The organism is Micromonospora saelicesensis, assembly GCF_900091575.1.
GTDB lineage: Bacteria > Actinomycetota > Actinomycetes > Mycobacteriales > Micromonosporaceae > Micromonospora > Micromonospora saelicesensis.
This window is the reverse complement of record NZ_FMCR01000001.1, coordinates 431,787-448,615: the sequence shown is the minus strand read 5'-3', so window position 1 is coordinate 448,615 and position 16,829 is coordinate 431,787. Positions and strand designations below refer to the sequence as shown.

The 16,829-nt window shown below is 71.5% G+C and carries 17 protein-coding genes; 12 read left to right on the top strand and 5 right to left on the bottom strand.

The window, feature by feature from the left end; genetic code table 11:
- Window positions 1-22 precede the first annotated feature (22 nt).
- Window positions 23-1,114: a mannose-1-phosphate guanylyltransferase gene (locus GA0070561_RS02130; RefSeq protein ID WP_091394140.1), complete on the top strand. Its 1,092-nt coding sequence runs from the start codon at window positions 23-25 to the stop codon at window positions 1,112-1,114.
- Here GA0070561_RS02130 and GA0070561_RS34470 read toward each other — a convergent pair.
- Window positions 1,083-1,700 carry an NUDIX hydrolase gene (locus tag GA0070561_RS34470; RefSeq protein ID WP_181539312.1) on the bottom strand — a complete coding sequence of 206 codons (618 nt, stop codon included), beginning with the start codon at window positions 1,698-1,700 and terminating at the stop codon, window positions 1,083-1,085. The genes GA0070561_RS02130 and GA0070561_RS34470 overlap by 32 nt on opposite strands.
- 39 nt (window positions 1,701-1,739) lie before the next feature.
- On the opposite strand from GA0070561_RS34470, the gene GA0070561_RS02120 reads away from it, so the two are divergent.
- Complete coding sequence (locus tag GA0070561_RS02120) at window positions 1,740-2,786, top strand: hypothetical protein (protein ID WP_091394137.1); 1,047 nt, start codon at window positions 1,740-1,742, stop codon at window positions 2,784-2,786.
- A gap of 276 nt (window positions 2,787-3,062) precedes the next feature.
- On the top strand, window positions 3,063-4,055 hold the full coding sequence (locus GA0070561_RS02115) for an ArsR/SmtB family transcription factor (RefSeq protein ID WP_091394134.1): 993 nt from the start codon (window positions 3,063-3,065) through the stop codon (window positions 4,053-4,055).
- 48 nt (window positions 4,056-4,103) lie between these two features.
- Here the strand turns inward: GA0070561_RS02115 and GA0070561_RS02110 are convergent, their stop codons facing one another.
- Together GA0070561_RS02110 and cofD are read right to left on the bottom strand one after the other, a co-directional pair.
- Window positions 4,104-5,189: a coenzyme F420-0:L-glutamate ligase gene (locus tag GA0070561_RS02110; RefSeq protein ID WP_091394131.1), complete on the bottom strand. Its 1,086-nt coding sequence runs from the start codon at window positions 5,187-5,189 to the stop codon at window positions 4,104-4,106.
- Window positions 5,186-6,133, bottom strand: a complete 948-nt coding sequence (gene cofD / locus GA0070561_RS02105; RefSeq protein WP_091397165.1) for a 2-phospho-L-lactate transferase — start codon at window positions 6,131-6,133, stop codon at window positions 5,186-5,188. Before cofD ends, GA0070561_RS02110 begins: the two co-directional genes overlap by 4 nt.
- Window positions 6,134-6,231: 98 nt before the next feature.
- On the opposite strand from cofD, the gene GA0070561_RS02100 reads away from it, so the two are divergent.
- The 6 genes from GA0070561_RS02100 to GA0070561_RS02070 all read left to right on the top strand — a co-directional run bounded on the left by GA0070561_RS02100 (window position 6,232) and on the right by GA0070561_RS02070 (window position 12,938).
- Window positions 6,232-7,221 (top strand): hypothetical protein, encoded by a 990-nt coding sequence (locus GA0070561_RS02100; RefSeq protein WP_091394128.1) that lies wholly within the window; start codon window positions 6,232-6,234, stop codon window positions 7,219-7,221.
- Window positions 7,222-7,442: 221 nt separating this feature from the next.
- Window positions 7,443-9,986: a bifunctional FO biosynthesis protein CofGH gene (locus GA0070561_RS02095; protein ID WP_091394126.1), complete on the top strand. Its 2,544-nt coding sequence runs from the start codon at window positions 7,443-7,445 to the stop codon at window positions 9,984-9,986.
- Window positions 9,987-10,148: 162 nt separating this feature from the next.
- Window positions 10,149-10,427 carry a hypothetical protein gene (locus tag GA0070561_RS02085; protein WP_091394121.1) on the top strand — a complete coding sequence of 93 codons (279 nt, stop codon included), beginning with the start codon at window positions 10,149-10,151 and terminating at the stop codon, window positions 10,425-10,427.
- Between the two features lie 51 nt (window positions 10,428-10,478).
- Window positions 10,479-11,873, top strand: a complete 1,395-nt coding sequence (locus tag GA0070561_RS02080; protein ID WP_091394118.1) for a DUF4331 domain-containing protein — start codon at window positions 10,479-10,481, stop codon at window positions 11,871-11,873.
- A gap of 19 nt (window positions 11,874-11,892) precedes the next feature.
- Window positions 11,893-12,222, top strand: coding sequence for a phospholipase (locus GA0070561_RS02075; protein WP_091394116.1), 330 nt, complete (start codon window positions 11,893-11,895; stop codon window positions 12,220-12,222).
- Between the two features lie 458 nt (window positions 12,223-12,680).
- The gene (locus GA0070561_RS02070) at window positions 12,681-12,938 is read left to right on the top strand and encodes a WhiB family transcriptional regulator (protein WP_007455784.1); all 258 of its coding nucleotides are present in this window, start codon (window positions 12,681-12,683) and stop codon (window positions 12,936-12,938) included.
- A gap of 54 nt (window positions 12,939-12,992) precedes the next feature.
- Here the strand turns inward: GA0070561_RS02070 and GA0070561_RS02065 are convergent, their stop codons facing one another.
- Window positions 12,993-13,442: a metallopeptidase family protein gene (locus GA0070561_RS02065; RefSeq protein ID WP_091394113.1), complete on the bottom strand. Its 450-nt coding sequence runs from the start codon at window positions 13,440-13,442 to the stop codon at window positions 12,993-12,995.
- A gap of 153 nt (window positions 13,443-13,595) precedes the next feature.
- On the opposite strand from GA0070561_RS02065, the gene GA0070561_RS02060 reads away from it, so the two are divergent.
- Complete coding sequence (locus tag GA0070561_RS02060) at window positions 13,596-13,964, top strand: DUF3499 domain-containing protein (protein ID WP_091394110.1); 369 nt, start codon at window positions 13,596-13,598, stop codon at window positions 13,962-13,964.
- 121 nt (window positions 13,965-14,085) lie between these two features.
- Here GA0070561_RS02060 and GA0070561_RS02055 read toward each other — a convergent pair whose 3' ends face one another.
- Window positions 14,086-15,432 (bottom strand): aspartate aminotransferase family protein, encoded by a 1,347-nt coding sequence (locus GA0070561_RS02055; RefSeq protein ID WP_091394107.1) that lies wholly within the window; start codon window positions 15,430-15,432, stop codon window positions 14,086-14,088.
- Window positions 15,433-15,882: 450 nt separating this feature from the next.
- Between GA0070561_RS02055 and GA0070561_RS02050 the strand changes: the two genes are divergently transcribed.
- On the top strand, window positions 15,883-16,626 hold the full coding sequence (locus GA0070561_RS02050; protein ID WP_091397162.1) for a DUF5753 domain-containing protein: 744 nt from the start codon (window positions 15,883-15,885) through the stop codon (window positions 16,624-16,626).
- A complete protein-coding gene (locus GA0070561_RS02045; protein ID WP_091394103.1) occupies window positions 16,617-16,829 on the top strand; it encodes a DUF397 domain-containing protein in 213 nt (70 codons plus the stop codon). Before GA0070561_RS02050 ends, GA0070561_RS02045 begins: the two co-directional genes overlap by 10 nt.

Below are 16,829 nucleotides of genomic sequence, written 5' to 3'. Positions count from 1 at the left end.
GTACGTCGGGCATGATGTGCGGATGCTCTATGCGGTCATTCCGGCAGGTGGCAGTGGCACGAGGTTGTGGCCGTTGTCCCGCGCTGGCCATCCCAAGTTCCTCCACCCGCTGACCGGCACCAGTGCCTCGCTGCTCCAGGCGACCGTGGACCGGCTCGCGCCGCTGACCACACCGGATCGGACCCTTGTGGTCACCGGTGCCGCGCACGTCGCGGCGGTGGCACGGCAGCTGACCGTGCTGCCGGAGGAGAACATCCTGGTCGAGCCCTCCCCCCGGGATTCCTGCGCGGCGATCGCGTTGGCCGCCGCGGTGATCGCGACGCGTGACCCGAACGCGGTGATGGGCAGCTTCGCGGCGGACCACCTGATCCGCGACACGGACAGCTGGGTCTGCACGGTCCAGGAGGCGGTCCGCGGGGCCGAGCAGGGCCTGCTGATGACCGTCGGGATCACTCCGACCCGTGCGGAGACCGGTTACGGCTACCTGGAGACCGGCGATCCGACCGAGGGCGTGCCGTGGCGGCAGGTGGCCGAGTTCAAGGAGAAGCCGGCCGCCGAGGTCGCCGAGGCGTACGTCCGTTCGGGCCGGCACCTGTGGAACGCGAGCATGTTCGTGTGGCGGGTGGACGTCTTCCTCGCTGAGCTGGCCCGCCAGCAACCGGCGCTGCACGCCGGCGTCGCCGCGATCGCCGCCGCCTGGGGCACCCCGGAGCAGGACGACGTCCTGGGCGCGATCTGGCCGACCCTGCCGAAGATCTCCGTCGACTACGCGGTGATGGAGGGTGCGGCCACGGCGGGTCGGGTCGCGACCGTGCCGGGTGACTTCGGCTGGAACGACGTCGGTGACTTCCACACCCTGGGCGACGTGCTGCCAACCGACGACGCCGGCAACGTGGTGCTCGGCACGGAGGCCAAGCCGGGCGTGCTGCTGCGGGACAGCAGCAACCTCGTGGTCGTGCCGCAGTCGGGTCGGCTGGTGGCCGTCCTCGGCCTGCGCGACCTGATCGTGGTGGACACCCCGGACGCGGTGCTGGTCTGCCCGCGCGACCGGGCGCAGGACGTCAAGACCCTGGTCGACGAGCTCAAGGAGCGAGGCGAAGAGGGCTACGTCTGAGGGCGGCGAGGGCCGGTGCGACCAGTTGGACGGTCCCGCCGGCCAGCGGCTCAGGCAGCTGGTCCGGTGGGAACCAGCCCAGCTCCTCGGCCTCGTCGCTGACCTGCTCCACCGCCGAGGGCGGAGCGATCACCGCGAACCGGACGTCGTGGTGCGCCGAGCCGCCCTGACACTGCACCTGGTGCACGTCCACGTCGATCGGCACCGGGTCGATACGCAGGCCGGCGATCCCGGACTCCTCGGTCGCCTCGCGCAGCGCGGCGGCGACCAGGGTCTGGTCGACCGGCTCGCAGTGCCCGCCGAGTTGCACCCAACGCCCGAACTTGACGTGCAGGCAGAGCAGCACCCGGGAGCCGGTGGAGTCCAGCACCAACGCGCTGGCGGTGACGTGGCCGGGCCGGTGCTGCCGGCTCATCGCCACCGGGCCTGCGGCGAGCAGGGCGAGGGTCCGGTCCCGCGCGCTGGCCGCGTCCGGGCTGGTGGGCTGCCAGCCCTCCAGCAACGCGGTGGCGTCGGCGTGCAGCGCCTTGTACGTCTCGGGCTCGGTCGTCTGGGCGGTCGGGCCGGTAATCACGGTGTCGGGCACCCCGCCACTGTACGAGCGTGTGCTCCGTACGCTGGCTCAATGACCCTGCGACTCATCGAATTCGTGGTGGCCGGTAACGAGGCCAGCGATCTGCTGCCGGTCCGGTCGGCGGCGCTGCTGCGCGCGTACGGTGCCCGGCGGGGCTTCTGGACGGTGCTGGACGAGGGGCCGGTGGAGCGCTGCCTCGCGCTGTTGCTGGAGCGCGAGGACGGGGAGTGGACGGCCCTGCACGTGCTGGCGGACGCCGGTGTGGAGAACGGGCGGACCGAGGACGGTGAGGCGCTCGCCCACCACGACGGCTGGGTGTACGTCTTCGGCTCCCACTTCGGCTCGAAAGCTGGCCCACTGCGACCCCGGCGCGCCTTCGTGGCCCGGTTCCGCGAGGACGACGCGGCGGCCGGGCCGGTGCCGGTGCACGTGGTGCGCAACTCGTTTCGACTGCACCGGGCTGTGAACGATGCTCTCGCCGCGTCGCCGTTGACCCTCCTGCCGGCGGGGGAGCGGGTGCGGGAGCGGTTCATCGTGGAGACGCTGGCCCGGGGGACCGTCCGGGAGAAGAGCTGGGTGAGCCGGTTGGCCCCGGACGACCTGCCGTTGAACGTGGAGGCGGCGGCGTTCACCCCGACCGGGACGGTGCTGCTCGGGCTGCGTTTCCCGGTCACCGATGCCGGTGAGCCGATCCTGGTCGAGGTGGCCGGTGTGCCGGGCATGTTCACGGCCGACCGGGCGTGGCCGCGGGCGTTGGGCGCGTACGTGTTGACCGGGGTAACTCCGCCGGGGCAGCTGACCGGCTTCCGCGCGATCACCCCGACGGTGGACGGCGGGTACGCGGCCGTGATCGGGTCGATCGACGCGTTGGGCAAGGGGTCGGTCCTGCTCGACGACCATCCGGGTGGGGGTGAGGTCACCTCCCGGCACGTCCGCTTCCGGCTCACCGGTGGCGAGGCGGGCGACGGGCGGCGGCTCGTCGGGGAGCAGGTGGCGGACCTGGCCCCGTTCCACCACGTCGAGGGGGTGGCGGAGCTGGACGGACGGTCGTTCTACGTCACGGACGAGGACCATCGGGTCGCGCTCTGGGTCGGCTGAGCCGGCGGGGGCGGGATGACCGGACGGCACCTCTGCGGAGCAAGGGCCGCAGACCCTCGTGGTGCCGTCCGATCACCGGGGCCTCCCCGGTCCCGGTGCCCCGGCAGCACGGGCGTCACTGACGCGCGGCGCCGTGTTCGGGCATGGGAAGCATGCCCAACCGGCCCCGGAAGCGTCGAGGTTTTTCATTCCAGGCTTAAAGATGGAGATTACTGCCGGCCAGGTAGAGTCGAACGGTCAACCGGCATCCCCCTGCCGGCGACACGGGAGCGCTCCATGCTGAAGATCCACTTTTCTGGCGAGGACATCCTCCGGACCCGGGTGGCGCCGGCGGCGGACCCGGTCTGGGAGCTGGTCCTCAGCCTGCACGTGCTGCGCGGTCGCACCCGCGATCCGCTGACTGCCAACTGGCGGCGCAGTGTGGCGCGGGATCTGCGTCAGGACTCCAGCTCCGAGCAGCTCCGGCTGCTCTTCGCGTTGAACCCGCCGCGTGGCTACTTCCCCGACTTCCTCACCCCGTACGCCAGCGTCGAGGGCTTCGAGGCCGGGCTGGACGCGCTCCGCAGTACCCCCGTCGAGTTGCTGCACCGGGACCTGAGCGTCCTGGCTGCCGAGAACCAGCTGCCCTCCTCGGCGGCCGCGCTCGCTCGGGGCGAGGTGTCGGCGCTGCACCACCTGGCCGAGTCGATGGAGCAGTACCGCTCGCTGGCGATCAGCCCGTACTGGAGCCGGATCCAGGCCGCGGTCGCGGCGGACCGTGCGCGACGGGCGCGGGCGTTGCTCGACGGCGGCGTCGAGGGCCTGCTCACCAGCCTCCGGCCGGCGATGCGCTGGGAGAGCGGGGTGCTGGAGGTCCGCAGCTACCCGCACAGCCGGGAGCTGCACCTGGACGGCCGTGGGCTGCTGCTGGTGCCGTCGTTCTTCTGCGCGGCCACTCCGGTCGCACTGCTCGACCCGGCGCTGCCACCGGTGCTGGTCTACCCGGTGGACCGGCTGGGCGCGCTGGTCTCCGCCGACGACAGCGCCGCGTCCGGTGCTGCCCGCGAATCACTCGCCGCGCTGCTGGGCCGCACCAGGGCGGCGGTGTTGCAGGCCAGCGACGAGGGCTGCACCACCGGGGAAGTCGCCCGCCAGCTCAACATCTCACCGGCGGCGGCGAGCCAGCACGCCACTGTGCTGCGCAACGCTGGTCTGCTGGTCAGCCACCGCGAACGCAACAGCGTGCTGCACACGTTGACCCCGCTGGGCCGGGCCATGCTGGACGCGTGACCCGGCCGTTCGCACAGGCCGAGGGCGGTTCTACAGGTTGAGGACCGGCTACAGGGCGAGCGCGGCGCTCGCCGGGCTGCCGGGCGGTGGCGGCAACAGGGTCGACCCGACGCCCTGGGCAGCCAGGGCGGCGCGCAGCCGGTGCAGGTCGGCGCCGAAGCGGACCAGACCGAACGGCTCGACGGGCGTCGGGGCCGAGCCGAGCAGCAGGTCGGCGCCGTCCGGCCACCCGGGCATCTCGGCGACCAGACCGGCGCGTACCTCGGCCTCGTCGACCACTGTGAAGACCGTGCCGGGGGCGACGACCCCGGCGACCGCGTCGATCGCCCGTCGCACCGCGGTCAGGTCGGCCGGTGTCGGGCCGGGACCGTCGGTCAGGGTGGCGGCGTCGGATAGCCCGGCGGCGCGGGCCTCGGCGGTACCGAGCGAGAACAGGTCCTGCGCCGCGTCGCGGATCAGCGCCCGCGCGCCACCGGCGTCGTCCGGGTTGGTGGCCGGCAGGTAGCCCCGCACCACAGCGACGGGGACCTGATCGCACTTGCCCTTGATCAGCTCGCCGGCACCCGCCAGCTCGTCCACCACGGCCATCTGGGTCAACTGCAACTCGTTGCCGTACGGGTCGACCTCGCCCCGGTGGTCGCGGATGGCCGGCATCCCGGCCACCCCGAGCGCCACGTCGGTGAGCCCGTTGCGCCAGGGCCGGCCCATCGTGTCGCTGATGATCACGGCCAGGTCCAGGTCGTAGCGCTCCCGCAGCGCGTCCCGCAGAGCCCGCGCCGAGGCGTCCGGGTCGACCGGCAGCAGCACCAGCTGGGTCTTGTCCACGTTCGACGCGTCGATCCCCGCCGAGGCCATGACGAAGCCGTGGTGGGTCTGCACGATCCGGGTCGCACCCCGGCTGGCGACCACCCGGACGGTCTCACCGGCCAGGACCTCGTCCCGGGCGACGAGCCGTTCCGGCCCGTCCGCCGGCACGTCGACGAGCCGCCCCTCCGCCTTGGAAACGATCTTGCTGGTCACCACCAGTACGTCGCCGTTGCGCAGCCACGGCGCGGCGGTCGCGATCACCGCAGCCAGGTCGTCACCCTCGGTCACGTGGCCGATGCCGAGCACCGGCAGAATCTCCAGCCTCACGTCAACTCCACCGCGGCGCGGACCATCGCCGCCGTCGCCGCCTCGTCGGTCATCCGCAGCGGCACCGCGCGGACCGTCACCTCGGGCACCACAGTGCCCGCGTCCTCCTCGGCCACCAGCCAACCGTCGAGCAGGCCACCGCTCGCCCGGCCGCCGTAGAGCCGACCCACCCCCGCCGCGCTGCACTCCACACCGAGCACGGCCAGGCAACGGTCGGCCATCCCCCGCACCGGCGCGCCGCCGATGATCGGGGAGACACCCACCACCGGCGCCGGGCCGTCCGCCACCGCCGCACGCAGCCTGGGTACGGCCAGCACCGGCGCGACGCTCACCACCGGGTTGCTCGGCGCGATCAGCACCAGGTCGGCCGAGGCGATCGCGTCCAGCACCCCGGGGGCCGGCTTCGCCGTCTCCGCGCCGACGAACACGAAGCGGTGCGTGAGGATGTCGGCCCGGTACCGCACCCACCACTCCTGGAAGTGGATCGCCCGCTGACCCTGGTCGTCCTCCACCACGGCATGGGTCTCCAGGCGGTCGTCCGTCGCCGGCAACAGGCGTACGCCCGGCTCCCAGCGACTGGCCAGCGCCTCGGTGACCGCGCTCAACGGGTAACCGCCGTTGAGCATGGTGCTGCGGACCAGGTGGGTGGCGATGTCCTTGTCACCGAGGCCGAACCAGGTCGGTTCAGCCCCGTACGCGGCCAACTCCTGTTTGACCGTCCAACTCTCGCCGACCCGACCCCAGCCCCGTTCCGGGTCGGCGCCCCCGCCGAGCGTGTACATGACGCTGTCCAGGTCGGGGCAGATCTTCAACCCGTGTAACCACAGGTCGTCGCCGACGTTGACCACGGCGGTCACCTCCGCGCCGACGTCACGGGCGTACGCCCGGACCCCGAGCAGGAACCGGGCGCCGCCGATGCCGCCGGCCAGAACCACGATGCGCATGTCGACCATCCTCGCGCACGTGACGCCTCCGATCCGTGGGTGGCCCGCGAGACTAGGCTCACGTGCACCCTGTCCGTTGATGCCCCGAGGGGGAACTCGTGACCAGCCCCGCCGAGCCCGCGTCCGCCGACGCGACGCAGGCCCGCCAGCTGACCAAGCCGCTACGGGAGCTCGCCGCGCTCGCGCTGCTTGGCGCCAACGCCGTGTTCCTCTTCGTGGGCCTGCTCCGGCTCATCGCCCCGAACGACTACAGCTCCTTCACCGACCGCGCGGGCAGCGCCTTCTACGCGTTCGTCGGGGTGGAGGCAGTGGGTCTGCCACTGCTGGCGGTGCTGCTGGCCACGCACATCTCGCCGGTGGTGGCGAAGGCGAAGCTGATCACGCAGGCAGCTGTCATCGAGTACGCGGTCAGCGCGCTGTTCGGCACGCTGACCATGCTGATCTGGACGGTGGGCCGGCTGGCCGAGGCCGAGGTGCTCGACGCGCTGCTCGGTGTGCTCACCCGGTTCGCCTGGATGGTGATCTTCGCGATCGCCGCCTGGGTGGTCTACACGATCTGGCGCGCCCACTACTACGTGCCGCGAGCCAAGCCGCAGCCGGGCGTCTACGGCCAGCCCCAGCCGGGTTGGCCGCAGCAGCAGGGCGGTTGGCCGGCCCCGGGTCAGCCCGGCGGCCAGCCGCAGGGCGGATGGCCCGCTCCCGGCCAGCCCGGCGGATACCCGCAGGCCGGTCAGCCCGGCGGATACCCGCAGGCCGGTCAGCCGGGTGGTTACCCGCAGGCGGGTCAGCCTGGTGGTTACCCGCAGGCCGGCCAGTACGGCCAGCAGTCGCCACCGTTCCAGGCCCCGCAGTCGGCCCCGCCGTTCCAGGCACCGCAGTCCGCGCCGCCGGCGAACCCCGCTCCCCAGTCGGCGCCGCCGTCCCCGGCCGCGCCGCCGCCGTTCGGGCAGCCGCCGTCGGCCGACCCCACTCAGGCGATTCCGCGCCAGTCCGCCGACCCGACCGAGGTCATCTCCCACCCCGCCGACCCGGACACCGACCGCACCCAGCACATCAGGCCCAACGACCACCCCGACCAGCCCCGCTGAGGCCAACCAACCCCGTCGACCCCCACCGACCCTCGTCGACCCCCACCGATCCCCACCGACCCTCGTCGATCATGAAGTTGTTGCTCGATCACACGGCGTGTCGTGGCAATAACTTCATGATCAACCGGGAGGGCGGTCGAGGGGGTGGGCCGGGGGTGCCGTTTCCCACGGTGCGGGCCGGGACTGGTTGGGTGGCGTCGGGCTGCGCATAGGGTGAGTGGATGGTTGATCGCACCCAATCCGGCCCGAGCGATGCGAGCGTGCGGCGGGCCCTGGGCCGGGCCGCGAACGGGCGGGCGCTGGATGTCGACGAGGCGACCGCGCTGCTGTCCGCTCGTGGCGACGCGCTCGACGAACTGCTCCGGCTCGCCGGGGGAATCCGCGACGCAGGGCTGCGGGATGCCGGGCGACCGGGTGTGGTCACGTACTCCAAAAAGGTCTTCATTCCGCTGACCCGGCTCTGCCGGGACCGCTGCCACTACTGCACCTTCGCGACAGTGCCGCACCGGCTGCCGGCGCCGTTCCTGGACCGCGACGAGGTCCTCGCGATCGCCCGGGCCGGTGCCGCGCAGGGCTGCAAGGAGGCGCTGTTCACCCTGGGCGACCGGCCGGAGGAGCGCTGGCCGGCGGCCCGGACCTGGTTGGACGAGCGCGGTTACGACTCGACCCTGGACTACCTGCGCGCCTGTGCGGTGGCGGTGCTGGAGGAGACCGGCCTGCTGCCGCACCTCAACCCCGGGGTGCTGTCCTGGTCGGAGCTGCAACGGCTCAAGCCGGTCGCGCCGAGCATGGGCATGATGTTGGAGACGACCGCGACCCGGCTCTGGTCCGAGCCGGGTGGCCCGCACTTCGGCTCACCGGACAAGGAGCCGGCGGTCCGGTTGCGGGTGCTCGAAGACGCGGGGCGGGTCGGGGTGCCGTTCACCACCGGCATCCTGATCGGCATCGGGGAGACCCCGTCGGAGCGGGTGGACGCGCTCTTCGCGATCCGCCGCGCTCACCGGGAGTACGGGCACCTCCAGGAGGTGATCGTGCAGAACTTCCGCGCCAAGCCGGACACGGCGATGCGCGGCATGCCCGACGCGGAGCTGCACGACCTGGCCGCCACGGTGGCGGTGGCCCGGCTGCTGCTCGGCCCGAAGGCCCGGATCCAGGCCCCGCCGAACCTCATCGCCGGCGAGTACGACCTGCTGCTGCGCGCCGGCATCGACGACTGGGGTGGCGTTTCCCCGCTCACCCCCGATCACGTCAACCCGGAGCGCCCCTGGCCGCAGATCGACGAGCTGGCCCGGCACACCGAGCTGGCCGGGTTCACGCTGCGGGAGCGGTTGACGATCTACCCCGAGTACGTGCGCGCGGGTGACCCGTGGCTCGACCCACGGTTGCTGCCGCACGTCGGTGCCCTGGCCGATCCTTCGACGGGCATGGCGGTCGAGTCGGCGATGCCGCAGGGACGACCGTGGCAGGAGCCGGAGGAGGTGTTCGGCGGGCGGGTCGACCTGCACGCCACCATCGACACCACCGGCCGCACCGACGACCGGCGCGGTGACTTCGACAGCGTCTACGGCGACTGGTCCGAGGTCGCTGGCAAGGTCACCCCGGAGGCGACCGCCCGCCGGGCGGGCGTACCCGTGGCACCGGCCGGGAGTGGTGCGGACCGTGACCTGGCGGCCGGGCTCAAGCTCGCCGCCGACGACCCGGCGGCGCTGCTCGACCCCGGGCACACCGATGCCGCGCTGGCGCTGTTCGGCGCGGACGGGCCGGCGCTCGACGAGCTGTGCCGCCTCGCCGACGACGTGCGCCGCGCAGCGGTCGGCGACGACGTCACCTACGTGGTCAACCGCAACATCAACTTCAGCAACGTCTGCTACGTGGGCTGCCGGTTCTGTGCGTTCGCGCAGCGTGAGCGGGACGCTGACGCGTACCGGCTCTCCGTCGAGCAGGTCGCGGACCGGGCCGAGCAGGCGTGGGCCCTCGGCGCCAGCGAGGTGTGCCTCCAAGGCGGCATCGACCCGAAGATGCCGGTCACCGGGTACGCCGACATCGTGCGCGCGATCAAGGCCCGGGTGCCCGAGATGCACGTGCACGCGTTCTCGCCCATGGAGATCGTCACCGCCGCCGCGAAGGCCGGGGTGCCGGTCCGCGAGTGGCTGCTCCAGCTCCGCGAGGCCGGGCTGGACACCATCCCGGGCACCGCCGCCGAGATCCTCGACGACGACGTGCGTTGGGTGCTGACCAAGGGCAAACTCCCGGCCGCCGCCTGGGTCGACGTGGTCAGCACCGCCCACGAGCTGGGCATCCGGTCCAGCTCCACGATGATGTACGGCCACGTCGACCACCCCGGGCAGTGGCTGGCGCACTTCCGGGTGCTGGCCGGGGTGCAGGACCGCACCGGCGGGTTCACCGAGTTCGTGGCGCTGCCGTTCGTGCACACGAATGCTCCGATCTATCTGGCGGGTATCGCCCGACCCGGCCCGACCTGGCGGGAGAACCGGGTGGTGCACGCCATGTCCCGGCTGCTGCTGCACGGCCGGATCGACAACATCCAGTGCTCCTGGGTGAAGCTCGGTGACGAGGGCACCGTCGCGATGCTCCAGGGCGGCTGCAACGACCTCGGCGGCACGCTGATGGAGGAGACGATCTCCCGGATGGCCGGCTCCGACAACGGTTCGGCGCGTACCGAGGAGCAGTTGCGGGCCATCGCGAAGGCCGCCGGTCGTCCGGCGCGCAAGCGGTCGACTGCGTACGGTCACGCCCGGCCCTGACGTCGAACCTTTCCCCGCCACCGGCCGTACCACGCGATGCCGGTGGCGGTCGCGGCGAGGACCGCCGCCGGTGTCCCCTCAGGGGCCCGGCGGCGTCGCGAGACGGCACCGGACCCGTCCGTCTCCGCGGGCGCGCTCGCGCCACCGCCGGAAAGGTTGCCCATGACCAGTGATCAGCGGAAGCGGCAGTGGCCGCGACTGACCCGCCGGCAGACGTTGACCGCCGCGGCCAGCGCCACCCTCGGCGCCGCCGCGCTCACCGTGCCGGGCCTGTCGGCCGCGCAGAACGCCCCCGGCGCGGCCGGACGAGCCGACGAACCGATCATCGTGCACCTGCGTGACGCCGACTCCGGAACGATGGACGTCTTTGTCGGTGAGACGCGCATCGAGGTACGCGACCGCGGCCTGGCGGACCGGCTGCGGCGCGCCGCCCGGCGCTGACCCGACCCTCCGCCCCGCCATCCTGTCCCCGCCCAGTGAGGTTGGTCCGCCATGTCTTCCCACCGCGAGGCCCCGGAGATAGCCAAGGATCCGGTCGCCGACAGCTCCGACCTGTACGCGTTCGTCAGCCCCGACAAACGCGACACGGTCACGTTGATCGCCAACTACGTGCCGTTGCAGCTCCCCTCCGGGGGCCCGAACTTCTTCGAGTTCGGCGACGACGTGCGGTACGAGATCCATATCGACAACGACGGTGACGGTCGTCCGGATGTCACCTACCGGTTCGAATTCACCACCGAGATCACCAACCCGAACAGTTTTCTCTACAACACCGGTCCGATCGATTCGCTGGACAGCAAGAACTGGAACCGGCGGCAGTTCTACAGCCTGACCCGGGTGGCCGACGGCCGCGAGCACCGGCTGGCGCACAAGCTGCCCTGCCCGCCGTGCAACGTCGGCCCGCTGTCCACCCCGAAGTACGCCGACCTGGTGCGGCAGGCCACCTACTCGCTCTCCACGGGGGAGCGGGTCTTCGCCGGGCAGCGCGCCGACGGGTTCTTCGTCGACCTCGGGGCGATCTTCGACCTCGGCACGCTGCGTCCGTTCCAGCAACTGCACGTCGCCGGGAAGAAGATCTTCAAGGCCGAGGGAGAGCCGGTCAACGCCACCGACCGGATGAACGTGCACAGCATCGCGGTGCAGGTGCCGCTGGAGCGGGTGCGTCGGCGTGCCAACCGGTACGGTGCCGCCGATCGGGCGTCGGTGATCGGGGTGTGGACGTCGGCGTCGCGCCGGCAGGTGCGGGTGCTCGGCGACCGGGGCGGGGCGGACACCAGCACCGGCCCGTTCACCCAGGTCTCGCGGTTGGGCAATCCACTGTTCAACGAGGTCATCGTGCCGATGTCCAAGAAGGACCTGTGGAACTCGCTGCCGCCGTCGGAGGACAAGCGGTTCGCCCAGTTCGTCGAGCAGCCGGAGCTGGCCGCGTTACTGCCGGCGCTCTACCCGGACGTCTTCCCCAACCTGGACAAGCTCACCAAGTCGAAGAAGGCCCGCGCCGACCTGGTGGCGATCCTGCTCACCGGGGTGCCGGCCGGGCTGATCGACGGCTTCACCAACGCCACCGGTGAGGTGCAGGCCGACATGCTGCGGCTGAACACGGCGATCCCGCCGACCAGGCGTCCGGACCGGTTCGGGGTGCTCGGTGGCGACCTGGCCGGGTTCCCGAACGGGCGGCGGGTCGGCGACGACGTGGTCAGCATCGCGTTGCGGGCCATCGCCGGGGTCACCGTCCCGCTGGTGGACAAGACGTTCCAACCGGACGCGGCGGCCGCCGCGGTCACCCCGGGGCTGAGCGCCGCAGACGTGACCGCGCCGTTCCTCGGAAACTTCCCCTACCTGGGTACGCCGTACGACGGGTTCAACAACCCGCCGGCGGCGTCCTGATCGGGGCGGGGGCGAGCGGATGCACGAGCACGCGTACGGGCCGTCGGAGACCGGGACCGTCGTCCTCGATCTGGGCGGCGACACCGGCGCCCTGATCGTCTACACGGGTCGGGATCTGCACGGCAGGGAGATCGAGATCAGTCGCGACGACGAACGGCGGGTCCACTCGGCGGTGCGTGAGCGTCGGGTGCGGGACGGCTCGTTCCACAGTGCGGTCTATCCCGATCTGCCGAGCGGAATTTATACCGTCTGGTGGGACGATGATACGCCCGCCGGGACGATTTCTGTCCATGGTGGAGAGATAGCCGAGTTTGCCTGGCCCAGCAGCGGTTTTGGGGCCGCTGGCTGACCCCGCCGCATCGGTTTCACCACCGCGCCCCGTCCACAATGTGGACGGGGCGCGAGTGCTGTCCGCAGCTCGACGGGCGGTCTGCGCCGCACCGCGTTAACCTGTCCCCCACCAAGATCAGCTTAGGGGTGGAGGTCTCTGGTGCCGTCCGTTCGACGACTCGTCGGAGAAGCGCCACGGCAGAAAAGTCGGGCAACTCGCCGGAGAGGGCGTTACTCGGCCGGGGTCTGAATCGATAGGGCAGGTTGCGAGGCTGGACGGCCCGAGTGGCCGACCGGGGGTGTCGGGAGGGCGACTCCATTATCAAGTTTGGCTTGACGGCGCACGCATTACACGCGTGTAATTTGAATGGGGTTGTTCGCACGGAACGCAACAAAACGGGACCGGACGGACAAGCACGCCTTTCGCGTGGGGGGTTGCAGCGGCGATGACGCCGGTGCGCGACAAGGAGGCATTTGATGGACGGCCAGCTTGAGGTGGCCGACCTGCTCGGAAACGCGCCGGAGTGGCAGGAGCGGGCGTTGTGCTCGCAGACCGACCCCGAGGCGTTCTTTCCCGAGAAGGGCGGCTCGACCCGCGAGGCGAAGCGAATCTGCTCGCGTTGCGAGGTCAAGACCGAGTGCCTCGAATACGCACTGGGTCACGACGAGCGGTTCGGCATCTGGGGTGGGCTCTCCGAGAGGGAGCGGCGCAAGTTGAAGCGGCGGGCCGCCTGAGCGGTGTGAGGTCGAGGCGGTGGGGGCCGCCCGACTCTCCGCTCGGGGGTTGGCTCAGGCGAGCTCGTCCGGGTCCACCCCGAGAAGGTTCGCCACCTGCTCGATGATCACGTCATGGACGAGATCGGCGAGGTCCTCACGGTCCATCGCCCGGAACTCCAGGGGCCTCCGGTACAGCACAATCCGCGGCGGCACCTCCTGCCGGCCCGGGCGGCCGGGCAGCAGCCGGGCCAACGGGACCTCGCCGTCCTCCAGCACGTCCGAGTCGTAGACGTTCAGGTCCGGCGGGACGTCCTCGACCGCGAACTCGACCCCGGCCAGCTCCTTGGCGAACCGACGCTCCAGCGTCTCGACGGTGTCCAGGACCAGGTCGTCGAAGACCTCGGCCTTGGTCCGCGCCAGCGGCACGGTGGCCGGAACCAGCCGTCCGCGCAGGCCGCGCCCGTGCCGGTCACGATGCACACGCCGGCCAGAGCCGGGGCGGCGGTGTTCCGGGCTCGTCATGAGGCAAAGGGTAGCGCCCGTCTCGGGCTGGTCAGCGGCAGCGCCGCTCCCGTGGCGCGGCGCGCCCACGACGGTCGACTGTGATCACCATGACGGGCGTGTCGCAACGCGAAGCGATGCGCCGGACCCGGTAATGGAGATACCCTGCCGCACGTGAGGTCACCACGGCGCTGCTCCCGTAACGGCTGCCCCCGGCAAGCGGTCGCCACATTGACCTATGTCTACAACGAGTCGACAGCGGTGGTGGGGCCGCTGGCGGCGTTCGCCGAGCCGCACACGTACGACCTGTGCGAGCCGCACGCCCGCAGCCTGACCGCGCCGCGGGGCTGGGACGTCGTCCGGCACGAGGGCGAGTTCGAGCCGCCGCCGCCCACCACGGACGACCTGGTCGCGCTGGCCGAAGCGGTCCGCGAAGCCGCCCGCCCGGCCCCCCGTCCCCCGGAGCCGGACCAGAACCGTCCGGAGAACCCCCACCAGACCGGCCGCCGAGGCCACCTCCGAGTAATCCCCCCCAACCACTAACCCGGCCCCCTGCGCCCGGCCCCCCGGCGCTCCGCGCTCCTCTCTGCGTTGATCAAGAGGTTTCGGTCATCATCCGGTGCGTTTTTGACGCAAACCTCTTGATCAACACCAGTCGGTGGGGTTAGAGCTTGGTCCAGGCTTCGGTCAGGACTGTGCGGAGGATCTGCTCGATCTCGTCGAAGTGTTGCTGCTCGGCGATCAGGGGCGGGGCCAGCTGGATGACCGGGTCGCCCCGGTCGTCGGCCCGGCAGTAGAGGCCCGCCTGGAACAGGGCGGTCGAGAGGAAGCCGCGCAGCAGGCGCTCCGACTCGGCCTCGGTGAAGGTCTCCCGGGTGGTCTTGTCCTTGACCAGTTCAATGCCGTAGAAGTAGCCGTCGCCGCGGACGTCGCCGACGATCGGCAGGTCGTACAGCTTCTCCAGGGTGGCCCGGAAGGCGTCCTCGTTGGCGCGTACGTGCCCGACCAGGTCCTCGCGGGCGAACACCTCAAGGTTGGCCAGGGCCACCGCGCAGGAGACCGGGTGGCCACCGAAGGTCACTCCGTGGGCGAACATGCCGGTCTCGGTGAGGAACGGTTCCATCAGCCGGTCGCTGGCGATCATCGCGCCGAGCGGGGCGTAGCCGGAGGTGATGCCCTTGGCGGTGGTGATGATGTCCGGCTGGTAGCCGTAGCGCACCGCGCCGAAGTACTCGCCCAAGCGCCCCCACGAGCAGATCACCTCGTCCGAGACGAGGAGCACGTCGTACGCGTCGCAGATCTCCCGTACCCGCTCGAAGTAGCCGGGCGGCGGGGGGAAGCACCCGCCGGAGTTCTGCACGGGCTCAAGGAAGACCGCGGCGACCGTGTCCGGCCCTTCCCGCTCGATGGCCCGACCGATCTCGTCGGCGGCCCAGCGGCCGAACGCCTCGGGGTCGTCGCCGTGCTCGGGCGCCCGGTAGAAGTTCGTGTTCGGCACCTTGATCGCGCCCGGCACCAGTGGCTCGAAGTCGCTCTTGATCCCGGGCAGGCCGGTGATCGACAGGGCGCCCATGGAGGTGCCGTGGTAGGCGATGTACCGGCTGATCACCTTGTACTTGTTGGGCTTCCCGGTGCGCTTGAAGTACGCGCGGGCCAGCTTCCACGCCGCCTCCACGGCCTCGGAGCCGCCGGTGGTGAAGAAGATCCGGTTGAGGTCGCCGGGGGTGAGCGCGGCAATTCTCTCGGCCAGCTCGATGGCCTTCGGGTGCGCGTACGACCAGAGCGGGAAGTACGCCAGCTCGCTGGCCTGCTTGGCAGCGGCCTCGGCCAGCTCGGTGCGGCCGTGGCCGGCGTTGACCACGAAGAGCCCGGCGAGCCCGTCCAGGTAGCGGCGACCCTGCGCGTCCCACACGTACGCTCCCTCGCCGCGCACGATGGTCGGCACCTCACCGGCGGAGTAGCTCGCCATCCGGGTGAAGTGCATCCAGAGGTGGTCGGTGGCGTTGGCCATGTCAGCCCCATCGGTCGTCGGGCCGGTCAAAGGGGTGAGGCCGGCCGCTCTGCCAACGGTTATCGCACAGTCTCAGGCTCCGAAGCAAGTGTTATCGGCGGTATCACGGTCGGTTGGCGACGGATTTAGCGCAGAGGCGTCACGCATGCAACGGAATCCGTATTGCCGCCGACCGGTTGACCGACGGTCGACAGGAGCGGAGGCGTGGGCCTTGGGACGCTGGTGGGGCACTTCGGGGACGGTCGGGGGGCGTCCTGGCTGCGCGCCAACACGTCTCACCGCAACACGCCGGTAGGTCGCAGACACGGACACGCAGCGTGGCTATCGTCCGCCGCAACGTGCATCGAGCGGCGTCGCAGTGCGCCTGCTGGGCGAACGATCCCGAGTCGTCCGCTGCGGCACGGATGAGCGGCGGGAGGTCCGGTGGCGAACGAGGCGTTGCGGGTGGCGATGGCCGAGGCGGGGGAGACTGTCGAGTCGTTGGCCGAGAAGGTCCGCGTCGACCCGAAGACGGCGGCGCGGTGGCTTGCTTCGGGGCGCATTCCGCATCCGCGTACCCGGGTGGCGGTGGCCGAGGTTCTGCGCCGGGAGGCGGCCGACCTTTGGCCGGAGCCGTTCCGCCGGCGTGACCTGCCGTGGTTCCGGCCGTGGGCCGAACTGGAACAGGACGCCACCTCGCTCCGGTCCTACCAGCCGCTGCTCGTGCCGGGTCTGCTCCAGACCGAGGGGTACGCCCGCGCGATCCTGGGCACCGGTGGGCTGGTCGCACCGTCCGAGGTGGACCAGATCGTGGCGGGCCGCCTTGAACGGCAGGCGGTCCTGTGCCGCGACGCTCCACCGCAACTCGTGGCGGTGATCGACGAGGTGGTGCTGCGCCGGCCGGTCGGCGACCGCGCCGTGATGGCCGACCAGTTGGCCCACCTCGCGAGAGTGGCCGAGTGGGAGCACGTGCAGGTCCGGGTCATCCCGGCCGAGAGCCCGTGGCACACCGGGCTGGCCGGCCCTTTCGTGCTGGGCCGGCTGCCCGACGGGACGGAATTGGCGTATCTCGACAACCAGCTCCGCGGTCAGGTCGTGACCGATCCGCTCGACGTCGCTAGCCTGGGACGCAGGTGGGAGAGCGTCACCGGCGAGGCGTTCCCCCAACGCCGGTCGATCGAGCTGATCAGGGAAGTGGCCACGACATGGACATGACCGACGCCCGCTGGCGCACCGCGACCCGCAGCAGCAACAACGGTGGCGACTGCGTCGAGGTGGCCGACAACCTGCCCGGCCGGGTGCTGGTGCGCGACAGCAAGGACCGCGACGGCGCCACCCTGACCTTCGCGCCGACCGCCTGGGCGTCTTTCGTCGGCGCGTTAGGCGCGGCCGACAGGGTCCACACAACGCACCGCTGA